Below are 17990 nucleotides of genomic sequence, written 5' to 3' on the forward strand. Positions count from 1 at the left end.
GCAGACGGCACTCCCATGCCGCGGAAATATATTGATCAGGCCACAGCCCTATAATCCTGTGCCATTTCCGCCGCCAAGAGTTTCGACGTGGCAGCCGAAAGCGTCCATCCGAGATGACCATGGCCGGTGTTGAAATAAACAGCGGGTGTTCTGCCCTTTCCGTACCGCGGCATCATTGACGGAACCATGGGTCGCAGACCGGCCCACGGCACTACTTCCTCGGTGGAGATAGCGGGGAAATGGTGCTCGCACCATTTAATCAGCGGACGAATGCGGTAATCGCGAATGTCGCGGTTCGGCCCGCTCAACTCAGCCGTACCTGCAATACGGAATCTGTTCTCCCCCAAGCGGCTTGAGACAATCTTCGCCTTGTCGTCCAGCAGGGACACATTCGGTGCATTTGCGCGGCTCTGGGCATCCGTCAGGTTGACAGTAATCGAATACCCTTTGACCGGGTAGACGTTAATCCGCTCTCCCAGTTGCTGTGCAAATTCACGGCTCTTGATACCGGCGCAGATAACCACGGCGTCGAAGTGCAAGGCCTCGCCATCCTCGGATGTCACTCGGATGCCATCGCCCTGATGGGCAAGGGAGTCGATGGTGGTACTCATCCGAAAGGTAACGCCCTTCGCCTTGCACACTTCAGCAAGGCCGGTACAGAAGCGATGGATATCGCCTGTCGAGTCCGATGGTGTATAGAAACCTCCAACGTATTCGCCGGTCAGCGTTGGCTCAATGGCGCGCATCTCATCCGGCGCCACTTCGCTCCGTTCCAGTCCCGCCTGCTCCAGCAGTGTGTTCACGTGACGCGCCGCCTGCAGATCTTCCTCAGACTGGTAGATATGTAGAATTCCCTTATCGAGCCGGTTGTAGTCGATATTCTCCACCGCCGCTATTTCCGCCATCGCGTCCCGCGAAAGGATAGCGAGACGGGCAGTCTCAATCGTATTTTTGTCGTGGTTGGGAATGTGACTGAGGAATTCAGCCATCCACGAATATTTGTGCCAGCTCGGGCGTGGGCTTATCGACAGCGGAGCATCAGGTCTCAGCATCCAACGGATACCCTTGATGACGCTGCGCCAACTGTTCCAAACTTCGGCGTTGGACGCGGAAAGCTGGCCACCGTTGGCATAGCTAGTTTCCATGGCAGGATAACGGTTTTGGTCGATGACGGTCACGTCGAACCCTTGCAACACAAGCTGATAGGCAGAGGTGACCCCGGTTATACCGGCACCGATTACGGCAATTGACTTGGACATGGGCAAACACTCCTTGGGCAAAGCGCGCATTGCGGCGCAAATTGCCCCCTCCGTCCACTGTACCTGAGAGTTTCACACGAGTATCTGCAGTGCGCAATAACTCCACGCACTGCCCCGTGCTTGCTCCTACGGTGGGCCTGGCAGCCACTTTCCGGAGTGTTACAAGCCTGTCGGTCCTGGGGCCTGAGAGTTTCCGGGGCGGTTGCTCCTTCGGCGACGGCTTCCCGTCTCTCCCGACAGTCTTGTGCCCCGCATACGCACATTCGAACGAATCATAAAGTGGAAACTTTCGGTAATGCCAGAGGAACGCAGACTGTTGCAGGTCTGCGTTGTGCTGATCCGGCGCTTGCGATATTGGTCAGGAAAACTGGCCAATCTGCGGAGCTTGCGATGCCTGTGATTACGACGATCGAAGACCTTCGGAAAATGGCTGAAAGACGTGTACCGCGGGTATTTTACGACTATGCCGACAGCGGTTCGTGGACGGAGCAGACATACCGCGAAAACACTACGGATTTCGAAAAGATCAGGTTGCGTCAGCGTGTAGCCGTGAACATGGAAGGCCGCTCTACCAAGACCACGATGGTCGGGCAGGAAGTGGCTATGCCGGTGGCGCTGGCGCCGACTGGGCTGACAGGTATGCAACATGCCGACGGCGAAATTCTCGCCGCACAGGCGGCCGAAGAATTTGGTGTGCCCTTTACACTCTCCACAATGTCGATTTGCTCCATCGAGGACGTGGCTGCACACACATCGAAACCTTTCTGGTTCCAGTTGTACGTCATGCGCGACCGTGAGTTCGCCGAAAACCTGATTGATCGCGCCAAGGCCGCCGGCTGCTCCGCACTTGTGCTGACGCTGGATTTGCAAATGATCGGCCAGCGCCACAAAGATCTTAAGAACGGCTTAGGCGTACCACCAAAACTGTCGCTCGCAGGCTGGGCAAACATGGCTTGGAAATGGCGCTGGGGCGCAGAAATGCTGCTCACGGAACGTCGCAGCTTCCGCAACATTCTCGGGCATGCCAAAGGCGTGACGGACATGGGCTCTCTGGCGGAATGGACGCATTCGCAGTTTGATCAGAGTTTGACGTGGGACGACATCGATTGGATCCGCGAACGCTGGGGCGGCAAGTTTATTCTTAAAGGCATTCTCGATGCCGAGGATGCAAGGCTGGCCGTCGCCAAGGGAGCCGATGCCATTATCGTGTCTAACCACGGAGGACGCCAACTGGACGGTGCCCTCTCCTCTCTCGCGGTGCTGGAAGATATCGTTAAGGCGGTCGGCGACGAAGTTGAAGTACATTTCGACAGCGGCATCCGGTCTGGCCAGGATGTTCTGAAGGCTCTAGCGCTCGGTGCGCATGGGACATACATCGGCCGGGCCTTCCTCTACGGGCTCGGGGCTATGGGTAAGAAAGGCGTGACGGCTGCGCTCGACGTGATCTGGAAAGAACTGGATACAACCATGGGGCTGTGCGGTCGGCGACATGTTTCAGAATTGAACCGCGAGAACCTGATTTTTCCGCAGGATATTCCTGCGCCATTCGGGCCGGGAAAGTAGTTCAGCCCACCAATAGCGGGGCTCTCTTCATTAACCTACCGGCTGTGTGTCTATCATCTGTCTGCATCACACTGATCAGGCAGCATGTGTGCCGTCTGCCAGTGATTTAACGAAGGCCAGCACATCCGCAGGGCTTTCGCCCGCTCCGATCATGGACACAATTGCCGACCCCACAACCGAACCATCGGCAATGGATGCAATCGCCTTCGCCCGCTCAGGGGTTTTGATCCCGAAGCCTACGCATACAGGCAGATCGGTCTGTGCCTTGATTCGCGCGACCTCCGGCGCAACCGCCTCAGCACTTGCTTCCGCCGCGCCCGTGATACCAGTGATCGACACGTAATAGACAAAGCCGGAAGTGTTGGACAGTACCGCCGGCAGCCGTTTGTCGTCAGTTGTCGGAGTGGCGAGGCGGATGAAGTTCAATCCAGCCTCGTTGGCTGGGATACAAAGCTCGTCATCTTCCTCCGGCGGAAGATCGACCACGATCAAGCCGTCGATGCCCGCTTCCTTTGCCGCCTCGAGAAACACCGGCACGCCCATTGAATAGATCGGGTTGTAATACCCCATCAGCACAATCGGCGTCGTAGAATCCTGCTCCCGGAATCGTCGCGCCAGTTCCAGCGTACGATTTAAGGTCATTCCTGCCTCCAGCGCCCGGTTGGCGGCACGTTGGATTGCAGGACCATCAGCCATCGGGTCTGTAAAGGGAAGACCAAGCTCAATCACGTCGACGCCCGCTGCCGGCAGTCCCTTTACGATCTCCAGCGACGTATCGAAATCGGGATCGCCGGCCATCACATAGGCAATGAACGCTGCTTTGCCGTTCAGGTTTGCAAAGGTGTCGTCTATACGTGTCATGGTTGCCGGCCCCTGAAGAAAACTGCTGCACCGTATTGCTTGACGCAGGGCCGAAATGCAACGGGGCAAGGCAAACGCTTGACGCTGGCGGCACAGGGTGCAAAACCCGCCGCAACCAGTAAGCAGGAGAAACCCCGTGGGCTTCAGAACCGGAATTGTCGGCATGCCAAACGTCGGAAAATCGACGCTGTTCAACGCGCTGACTCGAACCGCCGCTGCACAAGCGGCCAACTTCCCGTTCTGCACCATCGAACCAAATGTCGGCGAGGTCAGCGTGCCTGACAAACGGCTCTATCGCTTGGCAGAAATCGCCAGATCGAAGGAGATCATTCCTGCCCGGTTAACGTTTGTGGACATCGCCGGATTGGTAAAAGGGGCTTCCAAGGGGGAAGGTCTCGGCAACCAGTTCCTCGCCAACATCCGTGAGGTTGATGCCATTGCCCATGTGCTGCGTTGCTTCGAAGATGATGACGTCACTCATGTCGATGGCCGTGTCGATCCGGTGGCGGATGCCGAAACTATTGAAACGGAACTGATGCTCGCCGATCTGGAAAGCATTGAACGCCGGATGCAGAACCTGACCCGCAAGATCAAGGGCGGCGACAAGGAGGCTGTGAGCCAGGCTCGATTGCTCGAAGCCGCTAAGAATGCGCTGGAAGCCGGTAAGCCTGCTCGTACGGTTGAAGTGGACGCCGATGACATGAAAGCCTGGCGGATGCTGCAACTGCTGACAGCCAAGCCGGTGCTGTTCGTCTGTAACGTCGAAGAAGAGAACGCCGCCGCCGGCAACGCCCATTCCGCCTCAGTGGCGGAGATGGCAGCAGCGCAAGGTGCGGGCTGCGTCATTATCTCGGCCGCAATCGAAGAGGAAATTAGCCAGCTTGAAGACGACGAAAGGCAGGAATTCCTGTCCGAACTGGGCCTGGAACAGGCGGGCCTGGACCGCCTGATCTCAGCGGGTTACGAACTGCTCGGCTTGAAAACTTACTTTACGGTCGGGCCAAAGGAAGCGCGCGCGTGGACAATCCGTGCGGACACCACAGCCCCGCAAGCTGCCGGCGTGATCCATGGTGATTTCGAGCGCGGCTTCATCCGGGCGGAAACGATTGCCTATGATGATTTCGTCTCCCTCGGCGGAGAACAGGCGGCGAAGGAGGCGGGCAAGATGCGAGCCGAAGGAAAAAGCTACAAAGTTGTCGACGGCGACGTCCTGCACTTCCTGTTTAACACATGAGTGGATTTACAAGATGATAGTCTTGGCAGATTAAACCGCTTGCTTGCTACACGAAATCGAAAGCTTCGCCCGCTAAACTTCAGAGCCGGGTTCTGTCTTCGCCCAGTTTCACCCGGATTTGCTGAAGATCGGGCAGGACTGAGCGAAGCCGGTGGATGCTGATTTCCTGAACGAAGGCGGTCAGATCAGGGCTAAGTGCGGCGAGCGCCTGAAGATGCGTGTCGCGCCCCTCCTCGGTAATCGAGACGTGCTTGCTGCGTCCGTCCTGCGGGTTTGGCGTCATCGAGATGAGCCGCTTTTTTTCCAACCCAGTCAATGTGTTGGTCATCGAGGTCTTCGGAACCTTCAGTTGAGTGGCCAAATTTATCGGGGAAAGATTGCCCGCCGCCGAGGCAAGAATGTTGATTACGTCGAACTGCGGAGGGGTGAGCCCCATTGGCAATCGACTTTCGAGAAGCGAGCGCGAGAGCTGCGCTATGCCGTTGATTTCGTTAAGTAAAGTGAGTGCAGCGCCGGAGGCGTCTGCGGGATAGGCCCGGAAACGTTCGTTCATCTGTCAATTGTCCCACCTTGGGCTTCCGAAGAAGCTCACCCCCGGTGACATATTGCCAGAAATTCCATTTTTCGCAACAGTTTATACAACTCGCCCCAAACGCGACTCCGCAGGTGCGGCCTACAGGCCGCCCGTTTGGGAATGCTGGGTTCGGTATGGGTTTGGTATGGAAACAGTATTGCGAGTGTTTTGGTGGGGCTTGATCGTTGTGGAGTTGTGCATGGTCGGGCTCGGATCAATACTGCCTTTCAAGCACCGTTTCGCTGCGCATCAGTAGCGGACGACCTGTCCCCTCAATCCGGCGCCAGCATGTACCCTGCTCCGCGCACCGTTTGCAGATACCTTGGCGTCTTGGGGTCCGCCTCGATCTTCCGCCTCAGCCTCGTTATCTGCACGTCCACCGCGCGTTCTTGGGCCTGGCCGTCGTCGCGTCCGAGATCCGCCACGAGTTGGGTCCGGCTGACCGGTTCATTCGGGCGGGCGGAGAAAATGCGCATAAGGGCGTTCTCGGTGGCTGTGAGGCGGATCATCTCCTGCCCGTGCCAGAGTTCTCCGCGTGTCATGTCATAGCGAATTGCGCCCATGTGCAGCGTTTTCGGCGGTTCGTTGGCGTTCGTCTCCTTCGGCACCCGGCGCAGGATGGCATTGATGCGAAGCAGCAGTTCACGGGGTTCGAACGGTTTTGGCAGGTAGTCGTCCGCCCCAACCTCCAGCCCGCGTATTCTGTCATCAGCATCACCGCGGGCGGTGAGCAACAGAATCGGCGTGGTGATCCTGTCGGTCAGATCTCTGGTCAGGGCAAAACCGTCCTCCCCCGGCATCATGACATCCACAACCAGCAAATCGAACTCCAGCCCCTCCAGCAACTTGCGGGCATGGGCCGCGTCACGGGCCGTCGTCACCCAGTAGTCGTGGCGGGCGAGAAACTTCTTCAGCAGGTCGCGGATGCGCTCATCATCATCTACGACGAGGATGTGGGCATCTGGCTGGGAAAGGTCAGTCATGCGTCTTCTGCTCCAACAATCGGGCAATGCGGGGGCGCATTTCGGGCTCAATGATCTGTTCTAACACGGCACGGAAGCCCTGCACAGCTTGCGGCCCGGCATTGGAGTACGCCTTGCGCATCCGGGCGCGCTGTGTGGTGGAAAGTTTGGCTTCAAGGGCGGTGCCTGTGGCAGTGAGGTAGAGGTTGCGCTGGCGCCGGTCCGTCGTGCCCACGCGGCTATCGACGAGACCATCGTCCACGAGTTGTCGCAAGACACGGTTGAGTGATTGCTTCGTGACACCAAGCAGGTCGAGCAGGTCGTTGACGGTAAGGCCCGGGCGGCGGTTGATAAAGTGCAGTGCCCTGTGGTGAGCGCGGCCGTAGCTATACTCCTCCAGGATCAGGTCCGGATCGGCGGTGAAGCCGCGATAAGCGAAGAACATCAGTTCGATGCCCTGGCGAAGCTGGTCATCGGTGAGGAACAGGAGTTGTTCACCGGTGGTCGGGTTTCTGTCCTGGGGCATTTCGGTCTCCGCTCGGGTTGGCGAACTTTATGTCAGGGGTATTGACGTGTGAAGAGGTGACTGACGGATTCCGGCGATCTCCAATAAATGGAGCGTTCGCACAGTGGCGTCGCCCGTGGTACACGAAAAACGGCGCGGCCATTTCGGAGAGCGCCATCTCCAAGGAGTGAGTTTCATGATCAAGAGATCGTCCGCATTCAAATTGCGTGCAGGCGCAGCGCTGGTTTGTGCTGTCTTTCTCTCCATTGGTCCGCAGGCCCGTTCGGCCGAGTATGTCGCCGGCGTCCGGCAGATGACCGCGCCGACGGAGGAGCGGGACCACGCCCTTTCGGTTACGGTTTGGTATCCGGCGGCTCAAGGCGGCGAGAAGACAATGCTGGGCGACAACATCTTTTTCGAAGGTACGGCTGCAATGAAGGATGCGCCGATCCAAGATGGCGAGTTTCCTCTGATCCTGTTGTCACATGGGGCCGGTCTGGCAGGCAGTGCAGATGCGATGAGTTGGATTGCCACGCCATTGGCAGAAGAGGGTTTCATCGTCGCCGCGCCCACGCATCCGGGCAACACCGGGCGGAATCGCTCCGCCGCCGAAACGATGAAGCTCTGGCTGAGGCCGTCCGATATCTCGAACACGCTAGATGCAGTCGAGGTAGATCCGTCTCTGCGGGCGCATGTCAAATCGGGGCAGACTGGGCTTTTGGGCCTGTCTATGGGCGGCAACACAGCATTGCTTGTGGCCGGTGCTCGTCTCGATTCAGCTCTCTACGCCAGTTATTGCGATACCGATGATCTGAACGCCTCGCTTTGCGAATGGGTGCGCCTCAGTGGAGTCGATCTCGGCGCAGCGGACGCGCAGACTGTTACACGCGACAACACCGATGGCCGGGTAGGTTTCGTCTTGGCGATCGACCCTGCGCCTGCGGATATCTTCGCTCAGCAAGGGTTCTCCAACATCTCCATTCCTGTCGCTCTCGTGAATCTTGGCGAGCGTTCCGAGATTCCCGCCACCGTGCAGGCGTCCGGTATCGCGGATGCCATTCCCGGTTCGACCTATCAGGTGATAGAAAAGGCCAGCCATGCCTCGATGTTTGCGGAGTGCAAACCGGGTGCGGCCGAAATAGCCGTGGAGGAAGGCATCGAAGATCCGATCTGCACAGATGGGGGCGGAGAATCACGACAGCTGATACATACGCAACTCATCGAGATGGTTACGGCCGCGTTCGATGCGGCGCTGCGCCCGGAAAAATGATCCCCTTGCAATTCCGATCGGCCACGCCGAACGAATTTCGGCCGGTGGAATGGCGATGGCGCCAGAGGCGCATCGCTTCTGACAGGTTCCTGAACGAAGCGCCCGGTTTGAGCGCAGGACATTTATGTCAGCCTTGTTGACTTTCCTGAGCCTGAATGATAGCGATTCCCGGCAGAAAATGTAATTTCGTGTCGCAACAGATAAGTTGGACGCAATAATCGAAAAGGAAATGCAATGGCCGGGGCGTATGACGATCGGGACGGAACGATCTGGTTGGATGGCAAGCTGGTGCCTTGGCGGGATGCCAAAGTGCACCTTCTGACCCACGCGCTGCATTATGGCTCTTCCGTGTTCGAGGGCGAGCGGGCGTACAACGGGAAGATCTTCGAGAGCCGCAAGCATTCGGAGCGGCTGCTCTTTTCCGGCAAGGAGATGGACATTCCCATCCCCTACTCGGTTGACCAGATCGAGGCGGCGAAGGACGAGGCGCTGAAGGCCTCCGGCCTGTCGGACGCCTATGTGCGTGCGGTCTGCTGGCGCGGTTCGGGCGAAGATATGGGCGTGGCATCGTCACACAATCCGGTGCGGATGGGCATCGCCGTCTGGGAATGGGGCGCCTATTACGGTGACGCGAAGATGAAGGGCGCCAAGATCGACATCGCCAAGTGGAAGCGACCCGACCCGGCCACGATCCCTTGCTTCGCCAAGGCCGCTGGTCTCTACATGATCTGCACCATGTCCAAACACGCGGCGGAGGCCAAGGGTTGTTCTGATGCGCTGATGATGGACTACCGTGGCTACGTGGCAGAGGCTACGGGTGCGAACGTGTTCTTCGTCAAGGATGGCAAGGTACATACGCCTACGCCCGACTGCTTCCTGAACGGTATCACCCGGCAGACCGTAATCGGCATGCTGAAGTCCAAGGGTGTGGAAGTGGTCGAGCGCCACATCATGCCCGAGGAACTGCCCGGCTTCGAACAGTGCTGGCTGACGGGCACCGCTGCGGAGGTGACGCCGGTGGGCCAGATCGGGCCGCATATGTTCGAGGTCGGGGCACTGACGCGCGATATCGCGCTGGACTACGAAAAACTGGTGCGCGGCCAACTCGTCGACGCATGAGGCCCACGGACGAGAGCATCACAACGCTTTGCGGCGAGATACGCGCGCTTGCTTCCGGGCAGGCGCGCTTTCTGCTGGGTATCGCCGGACCGCCCGCTTCCGGCAAGTCGACGCTGGCAAGCAAACTGGTTGACGCGATGCCGGAGGCCGCGCTGCTGCCCATGGATGGGTTCCACCTCGATGACAAGGTGCTGGACGCCAATGGCTGGCGCAGTCGCAAGGGCGCGCCGCACACATTCGATGTCGGCGGATTCGTTTCTCTGTTGGGACGTGTCCGGGCCGGAGAGGACGTGTATGCACCGGAGTTCGACCGTGACCTGGAACTCTCTCGCGGTTCTGCCCTGGCTATCAATGCCCCGATGGTGATCGTGGAAGGGAATTACCTGCTGTTCGAATCCGACGGTTGGGATGCGGTGCGGCCGTTGCTTGATGCCTGCTGGTTTCTCGATGTGTCGGAGATGGAACTCGTGCGCCGTCTGAGACACCGCTGGGCGGACCGGGTGGATGCGGAGGCGTGGATCGAGAACAACGACCTGCCAAACATCCGGGCTGTTCGGGAGAGCAGGTTCCGGGCGGACCGGTTGCTGTCGCCGTAGCCTTTGATGCCATAGCTTTCCTGCGGGCCCGGCTGAGCCACTCGGGCCGGTGACGACGGCCCGTTTCGCGACGACGCGTGTGCAATCATATCGTCGATTGGTATTTGCACACACCCTTCGCTGCACCTATTCTCGGCGCGAGCCACAGACCGGAGCCTTCACATGACGACCGAGAACCTGCCGACAGCACCCATACACGACGCCCCGGAGACCGAAGAGGTGGAAACCACGCGCGTTGCCTGCGATGGCGGAACACTTGGCCATCCGCGCGTCTGGCTTCAGATCAATCCTGCAGTCGGGTGGATCGATTGCGGGTATTGCGACAAACGCTACATCCTGAAAGCCGGCGCGTCGGCTCACTGAGCCGATGGAACCTGTCCTTTCTCCAGAGACGTTCGGCGTTACATCCGACCTGGGCGGCGTTTCGGTCGGGGCAAAAGTCATTGCGACCGCCCTCATCCTTGGCGGCATCCTGCTCGGGCGGTATCTGCTGATCCTGCTCGTGCGGCGCCGTGCCCAGATCCTCTCCGATCGCCAGCGCCGCGCGATCCTGATGATCCGAAATGCGGCGTCGGTCGCGTTGCTCGCCGCCATTGTCATCGTCTGGTCCAATGAACTCGAAGCTTTCATCTTTTCGATCGCTGCCTTCATCTTCGCCATCGTCGTGGCGTCGAAAGAAGTCATCATGTGTTTCTCGGGCGGGCTCGTCCGCTCCGCTTCCGGGGCATTCACCGTCGGCGACTGGATCGAGGTGGGACCTCACTCCGGCGAAGTGGTCGACATCACTGCAACCGTGACCCAGTTGCAGGAATTCGACCGGATCGACTTCGAACATACCGGCAAGGTCATCACGCTGCCCAACAGCGTTTTTCTCAACACTCCGGTGGTCAACCACAGCTTCCGCAAACGCTACATCTTCCACGAATTCGTCATCACGGCCGAACCGCATCCGGGTACCGAGGAGTTGCGGGCAACGATCGAAGCGGCCCTCGTCGAAGCCGTCAAACCATTTGAGGAGGTAGCCCTGCGCTATCGCTCGATGCTGGAGCATCGGAACGGCATAGCGTTTCCCGGAGGCGAACCGGAAGTGCGGGTGCGAACCACGGATTTCGCCAAATTCCGCTACGAGGCCCGGCTTTTCTGCCCGCGAGAACAGGCTGGCAAGATGGAACGGGCGGCGATGAAGGCGTTTCTGGCCTTCACTGATGCCCAGGAGTGGAAGTTTGTCGGGACCCAGGAGCGCAATTGACAGCCAAAGCTTACGAAGTTTATACAGGTTTATGCAATTTCGATAAACCATAATAACTCTGATAAGTATGGATCCTCGCAAGAACCCGTTCAACCCCGGCGCCGGTATCCCACCTACGGCATTCGTAGGCCGGGCCGATGTGCTGGAGGTGGCGGAAATCGCATTCGACAGGACTCGCGAAGGCCTCTTCGCCCGCGACATGCTTCTTCTCGGCCTGCGCGGCGTCGGCAAAACGGTTCTGCTCAACAAGTTGCATGCGCTGGCGAAATCAAAGGAGCTGGAAACCATCAAATTCGAGGTGCCGGACACATCAGGCGACAATCTGGCCCGGCTGCTGGTGCCAGCCGCCAATACTGTTCTGCGAAGATTGGACAGGATGGCCGCGGCGGAGGAAACGCTTCACCGGGCTGGGGCACTCCTCCGCAACTTCGCGGCGATATTCAAAGTGAAGTATGAGGGTTTCACCTTCGGTGCCTCGACCCCGGAAATCGGGGCCGACACCGGCGACCTCGTGGCCGACCTTCCCGAAATCCTGCTGGCCCTCGCTGCGGCAGCGCAGCGTCGGAAAACCGGCGTCGTCCTGTTTCTCGACGAGGTGCAGTATCTGTCGAAGGCCGAACTGTCTGCTCTCACCCATGCCTGCCACGAGGTGGCACAGACCGCCGCGCCCTTTCTTTTCATCGGTGCCGGCCTGCCGCAACTCGCGGCGCTGTCCGGCGAGGCAAAATCCTATGCCGAGAGACTGTTTTCGTACATGGATGTCCGTGCACTCGACCACACGGCCACAGCCCGCGCGTTACGCGAGGCTGCAAAGACGCAGAAGGCTGATTTCACAAGCGAGGCGACGGACCTGATCTTTGAGCGGACGAAAGGCTACCCATACTTTGTGCAGACATGGGGCAAGTTTGCATGGGACGAAGCGGCGGCTTCTCCGATTGATGCCGAGACGGTCGGCAAGGCCGATCTCGACGCCCTCGCCCACCTCGACCAGAGCTTTTTCCGCGTCCGCTTCGACCGCAGTTCGGACTATGCCAAGACTTACCTCCGCGCCCTTGCGGAACTCGGACCCGGCCCACATGCATCCGGCAAGGTGGCCGAAGTTCTCGGCACCAAGAGCAGCCAGGTCGCTGCCGTACGCGCCGGGCTGATTGACGCGGGGATGATTTTCTCACCCGCGCATGGCCAGACCCAATTCACCGTGCCACTCTTCGACGATTTCATGCGTCGGGCGATGCCGGAACTGAAGCCATACACGCCAAGCCGCCGGAAATCCTGAACCGGGCCCGCCAGCGCGTCATTCGGATCGGGACTCGCGGCGTTTCAGGAATGGTCAAATCGCTCGCGAGGCGCAATAAAGGTCGCGAGCAGAAGGGACCAGCACCATGAACGAGACATTCGGCAAAGGCCATCATCTGCACCTGATCGACGGCTCGGCCTTCATCTTCCGCGCGTTCCACGCGCTGCCGCCGCTCTCGCGCAAGTCCGATGGCCTACCCATCGGCGCGGTCTCGGGCTTTTGCAACATGCTCTTCAAGATGGTGGAGGACAACCGCGGGCCGGATGCGCCCACCCATGTCGCCGTGATCTTCGACAAGGGCAGCCACACCTTCCGCAACGACATGTACGACCAGTACAAGGCCAACCGGGACGAGATGCCCGAGGATCTGCGCCCGCAGATCCCGCTGACGCGCGAGGCGACTCGCGCCTTCAACATCGCCTGCATCGAGAAGGAAGGCTTTGAAGCCGACGACATCATCGCGACCTATGCGCGCGAGGCGCGCGAACGCGGTGGGCGGGTGACGATCATCTCTTCCGACAAGGATCTGATGCAGCTTGTCGGCGGCGGGGTGGAGATGTTCGACGCGATGAAGAACTCCCGCATCGGAGTGGAGGAGGTGGAGGCCAAGTTCGGCGTCGGCCCCGACCGGGTGATCGACATCCAGGCGCTGGCCGGCGACAGCGTCGACAACGTGCCCGGCGCGCCGGGCATCGGCATCAAGACCGCAGCGCTGCTGATCAACGAATACGGCGATCTCGACACGCTGCTGGCGCGGGCCGACGAGATCAAGCAGCCCAAGCGTCGCCAGACCCTGATCGACCACGCCGACCAGATCCGCCTCTCACGCGATCTGGTGACGCTCGACTGCCACACGCCCGACCTAGAACCGCTGGAGGATCTGGACCTGCGCGAGCCGGAAGAGGACGCGCTGCTCGGCTTTCTCGCCAAGATGGAATTTCGCACGCTGACCAAGAGGATCGCGGAGAAGATGGGCGCAGAGATGCCCGAAATTTCCGAAGAGGGGGGCGGATCGGAAGGGGCATCGAGCCCCTCCCGATCCGGCGCGGCTGTCGCCGCGCAGGACATCCCCTTCGACGCCGCCAATTACGAATGCGTGTCGGATGCCGCAGCGCTTCAGGCCTGGCTCGACCAGGCGCGCGAGCGGGGCTATGTGGCGGTGGACACCGAGACCACCGGGCTCGACGAGATGCGCGCCGATCTCGTGGGCGTCTGCCTCGCGGTGGAGCCGGGCAAGGCGGCCTATGTTCCGTTGGGCCATTCGACGGGCACCGGAGACCTGCTGGGCGCCACCGAGCGTGCCGAGGGCCAGATGGACATGGACGAGGCACTGGCGATGCTGAAGCCGGTGCTTGAGGATCCCGCGATCCTCAAGATCGGCCAGAACATGAAATACGACCTCAAGATTCTTTCGCGCAACGGCATCGCCGTGGCACCCATCGCCGACACCATGCTGATGAGCTACGCCTGCCACGGCGGGCTGCACAATCACGGCATGGACACGCTGTCGGAGCGCTATCTCAGCCACACCCCGATCCCGATCAAGTCCATCCTCGGCAGCGGCAAGTCCCAGATCACCTTCGACAAGGTGCCCATCGCCGATGCCGTCGCCTATGCCGCCGAGGATGCCGACGTGACGCTGCGCCTTTGGCAACTATTCTCCATGAAGCTGCATAAAAGCCGGGTCACCACGGTATACGAGACGCTGGAGCGCCCACTTGTGCCGGTTCTGGCGCGGATGGAGATGACCGGCATCAAGGTCGACCGCGATCACCTGAGCCGCATGTCCAACGCCTTCGCGCAGAAGATGGCGGGGCTGGAGGCGGAGATCCACGAGCTTGCCGGGCGCAGCTTCAACGTCGGCTCGCCCAAGCAGCTCGGTGAGATCCTGTTTGACGAGATGAGCCTCGACGGCGGCAAAAAGGGCAAGACCGGTGCCTATGCCACCGGGGCCGACGTGCTGGAAACACTCGCAGCGCAAGGCCACGACCTGCCCGCGCGGGTGCTGGACTGGCGCCAGATCTCAAAGCTGAAATCGACCTACACCGACGCGCTGCAGGACCATATCCACCCCGAGACGGGCCGCGTTCACACCTCCTATTCCATCGCCGGGGCCAACACGGGCCGGCTGGCCTCCACCGATCCCAACCTGCAGAACATCCCCGTGCGCACCGAAGAGGGCCGCCGCATCCGCGAGGCCTTCATCGCGGCCGAGGGGCACGTGCTGGTCAGCCTCGACTATTCCCAGATCGAGCTGCGAATTCTCGCCCATATCGCCGAGATCAAGGAGCTTCAGCAGGCGTTCAAGGAGGGGCAGGACATCCACGCGCTGACTGCCGCGGAGATGTTCGATGTGCCGCTGGAGGGTATGGACCCGATGATCCGCCGACAGGCCAAGGCAATCAACTTTGGCGTGATCTATGGCATCTCGGCTTTCGGTCTGGCGAACAACCTGCGCATCCCCCGAGCCGACGCGCAAGGCTTCATCGACCGTTATTTCGAACGCTTCCCGGGTATTCGCGAATACATGGACAAGACGGTGGTTTTCGCAAAGGAACACGGGCACGTGGAAACACTGTTCGGCCGCCGTATCCACACGCCGGAGATCAACGCCAAGGGACCGCACGCAGGTTTCGCCAAACGCGCCGCCATCAATGCACCCATTCAGGGAACTGCGGCGGATGTAATCCGCCGCGCGATGATCCGCATCCCCGACGCGCTTGGCAATCTGCCGGCACGCATGCTGCTGCAGGTACATGACGAACTGCTGTTCGAGGTGCCTGAAGATCACGTGGAAGAAACCATAGAGACTGTCCGCACGGTAATGCAGACGGCGGACCAACCCGCCATCGAACTGGCGGTGCCGCTGACGGTGGATGCAGGCAAAGGTTCAAACTGGGCAGAGGCGCACTGACAATTGCAACATGCCCGCTTTTCATATCGACACTAGGTGAGCGGACACCCTGTTCGTAATTGAGTACTCAGACGCGCCACGGGTGGTCGCGCCGGCATTGGTAGTGGCCCATCTTTGGGCCTTATCAAGTTAGGTGCTGAAGATTTGTGAAGGCACAAGCGCTACTGGTGGCCAGGGAGTTCTTGTTTGAGCGCTGCGCGTGTAGCGATCTGACGACGGATCGTGAGGTAACGCTCGAACTGAGTATCATCGATCAGCCCTATCAGGATGGCGCTGACCATGACCGCGAATTGAGCGATGAGGGCATGCCCGGCAGGCTCACATGGTTCTGCAATTCCTGTAGCAAAACGACCGCGCTGATCCTTCCGCACTCCGAGATGGGCGCGACTGCGGCCGAGCGGGCGCTCGAAGTCGTCGGCGGCCTGATATCACGGCACAACCAGCTCAAGATTGAATGTGCACTGATCGAGCGACAGGCCGCCTGAACTTCCAAGCTCGCCGGCAGGGGACGTACCGCCAAACGGAGTCGCACCCCTTCCCTCTGCCTTTATGCCCAACAAATATAACATATAAACGCAATATTTCAGCAATTTAAGCCCATTGACAGGCATTTGTTGGACAAATAACAATATTATCGACATTTGGGGAGATAGATGTGGCGAAGGCCAAGGCGGTGGTAATCGACTCCGGATCCGTAGTGGACGATGTGGTGGATGGCATTCGCGCCATGATCAACGATCGCAAGTTGACAGTGGGTGACAACCTTCCGACCGAGCGCGAGTTGTGCGAGGCCTTCGGCGCCTCGCGCAACACGGTGCGCGAGGCGATGCGGATGCTCAAGGCTTACGGTGTGGTAGAGGTGAGGCAGAAGGTCGGCGCCACCATCGTCGACAACCGTCTGTCCTCTGCTCTCCAGATATTTTCTTTCAACGTAACCGACGTTTCCCGCGAAGCATTCGAAGACATACAGGGCTTTCGCTTCCTGCTTGAGGTCTCCCCCGTTGAGCAGTTGCTGGACCAGATCACGGCGCAGGATATCGACGATCTTCGCCAGGCCAACATGGCAATGCGTGATGCCAAGCCCTTCGACCTGGCTTCGGAACTCGACTTCGCCTTTCACACGCGGCTGGTGCGTATCCTGGGCAACAAGGCGATTCTTGACGTCTATCAGATCATGAAACCGGTGATCCTCCGGATCATCAAGCGGGGTAAATCGTTACGCTCGTTCGAGACTTCTACCTTCAACGAACACGAGGCCGTTATCGACGCGCTAGAAGCGCGCGACCGCCTTGCCTATCAATACCTGCTCAAGACGCACCTGAACGCGGGCCATACCCACTTCGCGTCGAACGGCGGGTTGGAAGAGCTTCAGCCGTCTCACTCTGACCAACAAGAGGTGACCTGAAGTCCGTAAATCTAACTGGGAGGAAACAATGAAAAATATGCTGAGACTGGGCGCAGCTCTTACAGCACTTTCAATCGGGGCCGGCGCTTCCTTTGCCGGACCGGCTGTCGTCGACGGGCCAGGTGTCAATCCTGAGTGCTTCGCGCCGTGGGACGAGGATACAAAGCATTTTCAGTGGGAGGGTCGTGAGGGACCGTATCGCGTAGCGATCGTGAATGGTTTTGTCGGCAACACCTGGCGAATCCAGATGATCAAAACGGCCAAGGCCTACGCTGAAGACCCCGAGATCGCCGACAAGCTCGCCGACCTCAAGGTCGTTTCGACAGGAACCGACGCACCTGCCCAGCTTGGAGCCATTGAAGACTTCATAAACCAGGGCTACGACGCCATCGTGACCATCGCAGTCAGCCCGGACGGGTTCGACAGGGTGATCCGCCTCGCCGACCGCGAAGATGTCGTTCTGGTGCCCTTTGACAACGTGCTCGACACCGACGCGGTAATGCAGGTCAACGAAGACCAACTGACTATGGGCCGCACTTGGGCACAGTTTGTCATGGAGGAACTGAAGGCCAAGGGCGTTACCTCAGGCAAGATCCTTGAGGTACGCGGATTGCCAGGCAACTCGGTGGACCGGGATCGCTCCATTGGCATCAACGACGTAATCGCGGCAGATAGTGGCGATTGGGAAATGGTCTCAGTGGTCGGCAACTGGGACGACGGCACCACCCAGAAAGTGGTGGCCGACGCCATTGCTGTACATGGCGAGTTTGCGGCCGTGGCGGGACAGGGCGGCTCCAACGGCGTGATCCAGGCACTCAAGGATGCCGGCCACCCTTGGGTGCCGGTCGCAGGTGAATCAGAGAATGGATTCCGCAAGGCAATTGCGGAAAACTCGGAGGACGGCCTGAAGGGCATCTCAATTGGCCAGTCGCCCGGACTCGTCGCGGTTGCGATGAAGGCCGCCATTTCGGCGCTGGAAGGCAATGTAATGCCACAACTGATTTCAGTGCCGCTGCCTGTCGCAACTTACCAAGACTTGGAAGACGGCAAGAACTACTGGTCGGACCTGCCCGACAACTTCTTTACCGTCAACGAGTTTCCGCCCTGCGGTGTCAACATCTCCGGCCCTGCGATCATGTCGCAAGACGAGAGTGACACGAACTGACTTGATAAGACTGTCTG

At 59.5% G+C, this 17990-nt stretch carries 17 protein-coding genes and 1 riboswitch; of the genes, 12 read left to right on the forward strand and 5 right to left on the reverse strand.

Annotated elements, in window-relative coordinates; all coding sequences use genetic code 11:
* Positions 1-35: 35 nt before the first annotated feature.
* Positions 36-1289: a D-amino acid dehydrogenase gene (locus GO499_RS13880; RefSeq protein ID WP_284154750.1), complete on the reverse strand. Its 1254-nt coding sequence runs from the start codon at positions 1287-1289 to the stop codon at positions 36-38.
* 131 nt (positions 1290-1420) lie between these two features.
* Positions 1421-1505, reverse strand: a riboswitch (glycine riboswitch).
* A gap of 144 nt (positions 1506-1649) precedes the next feature.
* Here GO499_RS13880 and GO499_RS13885 point away from each other — a divergent pair.
* Entirely contained in the window at positions 1650-2822 is a 1173-nt protein-coding gene (locus GO499_RS13885) for an alpha-hydroxy acid oxidase (protein WP_161863993.1), read from the forward strand.
* A 75-nt stretch (positions 2823-2897) separates the two neighbouring features.
* On the opposite strand, the gene trpA is transcribed toward GO499_RS13885, so the two are convergent.
* Complete coding sequence (gene trpA / locus GO499_RS13890; protein ID WP_161862732.1) at positions 2898-3683, reverse strand: tryptophan synthase subunit alpha; 786 nt, start codon at positions 3681-3683, stop codon at positions 2898-2900.
* Positions 3684-3819: 136 nt separating this feature from the next.
* On the opposite strand from trpA, the gene ychF reads away from it, so the two are divergent.
* Complete coding sequence (gene ychF / locus GO499_RS13895) at positions 3820-4917, forward strand: redox-regulated ATPase YchF (RefSeq protein WP_161863994.1); 1098 nt, start codon at positions 3820-3822, stop codon at positions 4915-4917.
* 79 nt (positions 4918-4996) lie between these two features.
* On the opposite strand, the gene GO499_RS13900 is transcribed toward ychF, so the two are convergent.
* The 3 genes from GO499_RS13900 to GO499_RS13910 form a co-directional block, all read right to left on the reverse strand.
* Positions 4997-5470, reverse strand: coding sequence for a MarR family transcriptional regulator (locus GO499_RS13900; protein WP_161862733.1), 474 nt, complete (start codon positions 5468-5470; stop codon positions 4997-4999).
* Between the two features lie 293 nt (positions 5471-5763).
* On the reverse strand, positions 5764-6474 hold the full coding sequence (locus tag GO499_RS13905; protein WP_161862734.1) for a response regulator: 711 nt from the start codon (positions 6472-6474) through the stop codon (positions 5764-5766).
* A complete protein-coding gene (locus GO499_RS13910) occupies positions 6467-6979 on the reverse strand; it encodes a MarR family winged helix-turn-helix transcriptional regulator (RefSeq protein ID WP_161862735.1) in 513 nt (170 codons plus the stop codon). Before GO499_RS13910 ends, GO499_RS13905 begins: the two co-directional genes overlap by 8 nt.
* A gap of 175 nt (positions 6980-7154) precedes the next feature.
* Between GO499_RS13910 and GO499_RS13915 the strand changes: the two genes are divergently transcribed.
* From GO499_RS13915 to GO499_RS13960, 10 genes are all read left to right on the forward strand, one after another.
* Positions 7155-8228 (forward strand): alpha/beta hydrolase family protein, encoded by a 1074-nt coding sequence (locus GO499_RS13915; RefSeq protein ID WP_161862736.1) that lies wholly within the window; start codon positions 7155-7157, stop codon positions 8226-8228.
* 234 nt (positions 8229-8462) lie between these two features.
* The gene (locus tag GO499_RS13920; RefSeq protein ID WP_161862737.1) at positions 8463-9347 is read left to right on the forward strand and encodes a branched-chain amino acid aminotransferase; all 885 of its coding nucleotides are present in this window, start codon (positions 8463-8465) and stop codon (positions 9345-9347) included.
* On the forward strand, positions 9344-9943 hold the full coding sequence (locus GO499_RS13925) for a nucleoside/nucleotide kinase family protein (RefSeq protein ID WP_284154751.1): 600 nt from the start codon (positions 9344-9346) through the stop codon (positions 9941-9943). The genes GO499_RS13920 and GO499_RS13925 overlap by 4 nt, the downstream gene beginning before the upstream one ends.
* Before the next feature lie 162 nt (positions 9944-10105).
* Positions 10106-10306, forward strand: a complete 201-nt coding sequence (locus GO499_RS13930) for a zinc-finger domain-containing protein (RefSeq protein ID WP_161862738.1) — start codon at positions 10106-10108, stop codon at positions 10304-10306.
* Between the two features lie 4 nt (positions 10307-10310).
* Positions 10311-11192 (forward strand): mechanosensitive ion channel family protein, encoded by an 882-nt coding sequence (locus GO499_RS13935; protein ID WP_161862739.1) that lies wholly within the window; start codon positions 10311-10313, stop codon positions 11190-11192.
* Between the two features lie 67 nt (positions 11193-11259).
* Positions 11260-12468 (forward strand): ATP-binding protein, encoded by a 1209-nt coding sequence (locus GO499_RS13940; RefSeq protein WP_161862740.1) that lies wholly within the window; start codon positions 11260-11262, stop codon positions 12466-12468.
* 106 nt (positions 12469-12574) lie between these two features.
* Positions 12575-15403 (forward strand): DNA polymerase I, encoded by a 2829-nt coding sequence (gene polA / locus GO499_RS13945; RefSeq protein WP_161862741.1) that lies wholly within the window; start codon positions 12575-12577, stop codon positions 15401-15403.
* Between the two features lie 167 nt (positions 15404-15570).
* The gene (locus GO499_RS13950) at positions 15571-15888 is read left to right on the forward strand and encodes a hypothetical protein (protein ID WP_161862742.1); all 318 of its coding nucleotides are present in this window, start codon (positions 15571-15573) and stop codon (positions 15886-15888) included.
* 170 nt (positions 15889-16058) lie between these two features.
* Positions 16059-16808 (forward strand): FadR/GntR family transcriptional regulator, encoded by a 750-nt coding sequence (locus GO499_RS13955; RefSeq protein ID WP_161862743.1) that lies wholly within the window; start codon positions 16059-16061, stop codon positions 16806-16808.
* A gap of 28 nt (positions 16809-16836) precedes the next feature.
* A complete protein-coding gene (locus GO499_RS13960) occupies positions 16837-17973 on the forward strand; it encodes a sugar ABC transporter substrate-binding protein (protein WP_161862744.1) in 1137 nt (378 codons plus the stop codon).
* Positions 17974-17990: the final 17 nt, after the last annotated feature.

It is taken from the genome of Algicella marina, assembly GCF_009931615.1.
Classification (GTDB): domain Bacteria; phylum Pseudomonadota; class Alphaproteobacteria; order Rhodobacterales; family Rhodobacteraceae; genus Algicella; species Algicella marina.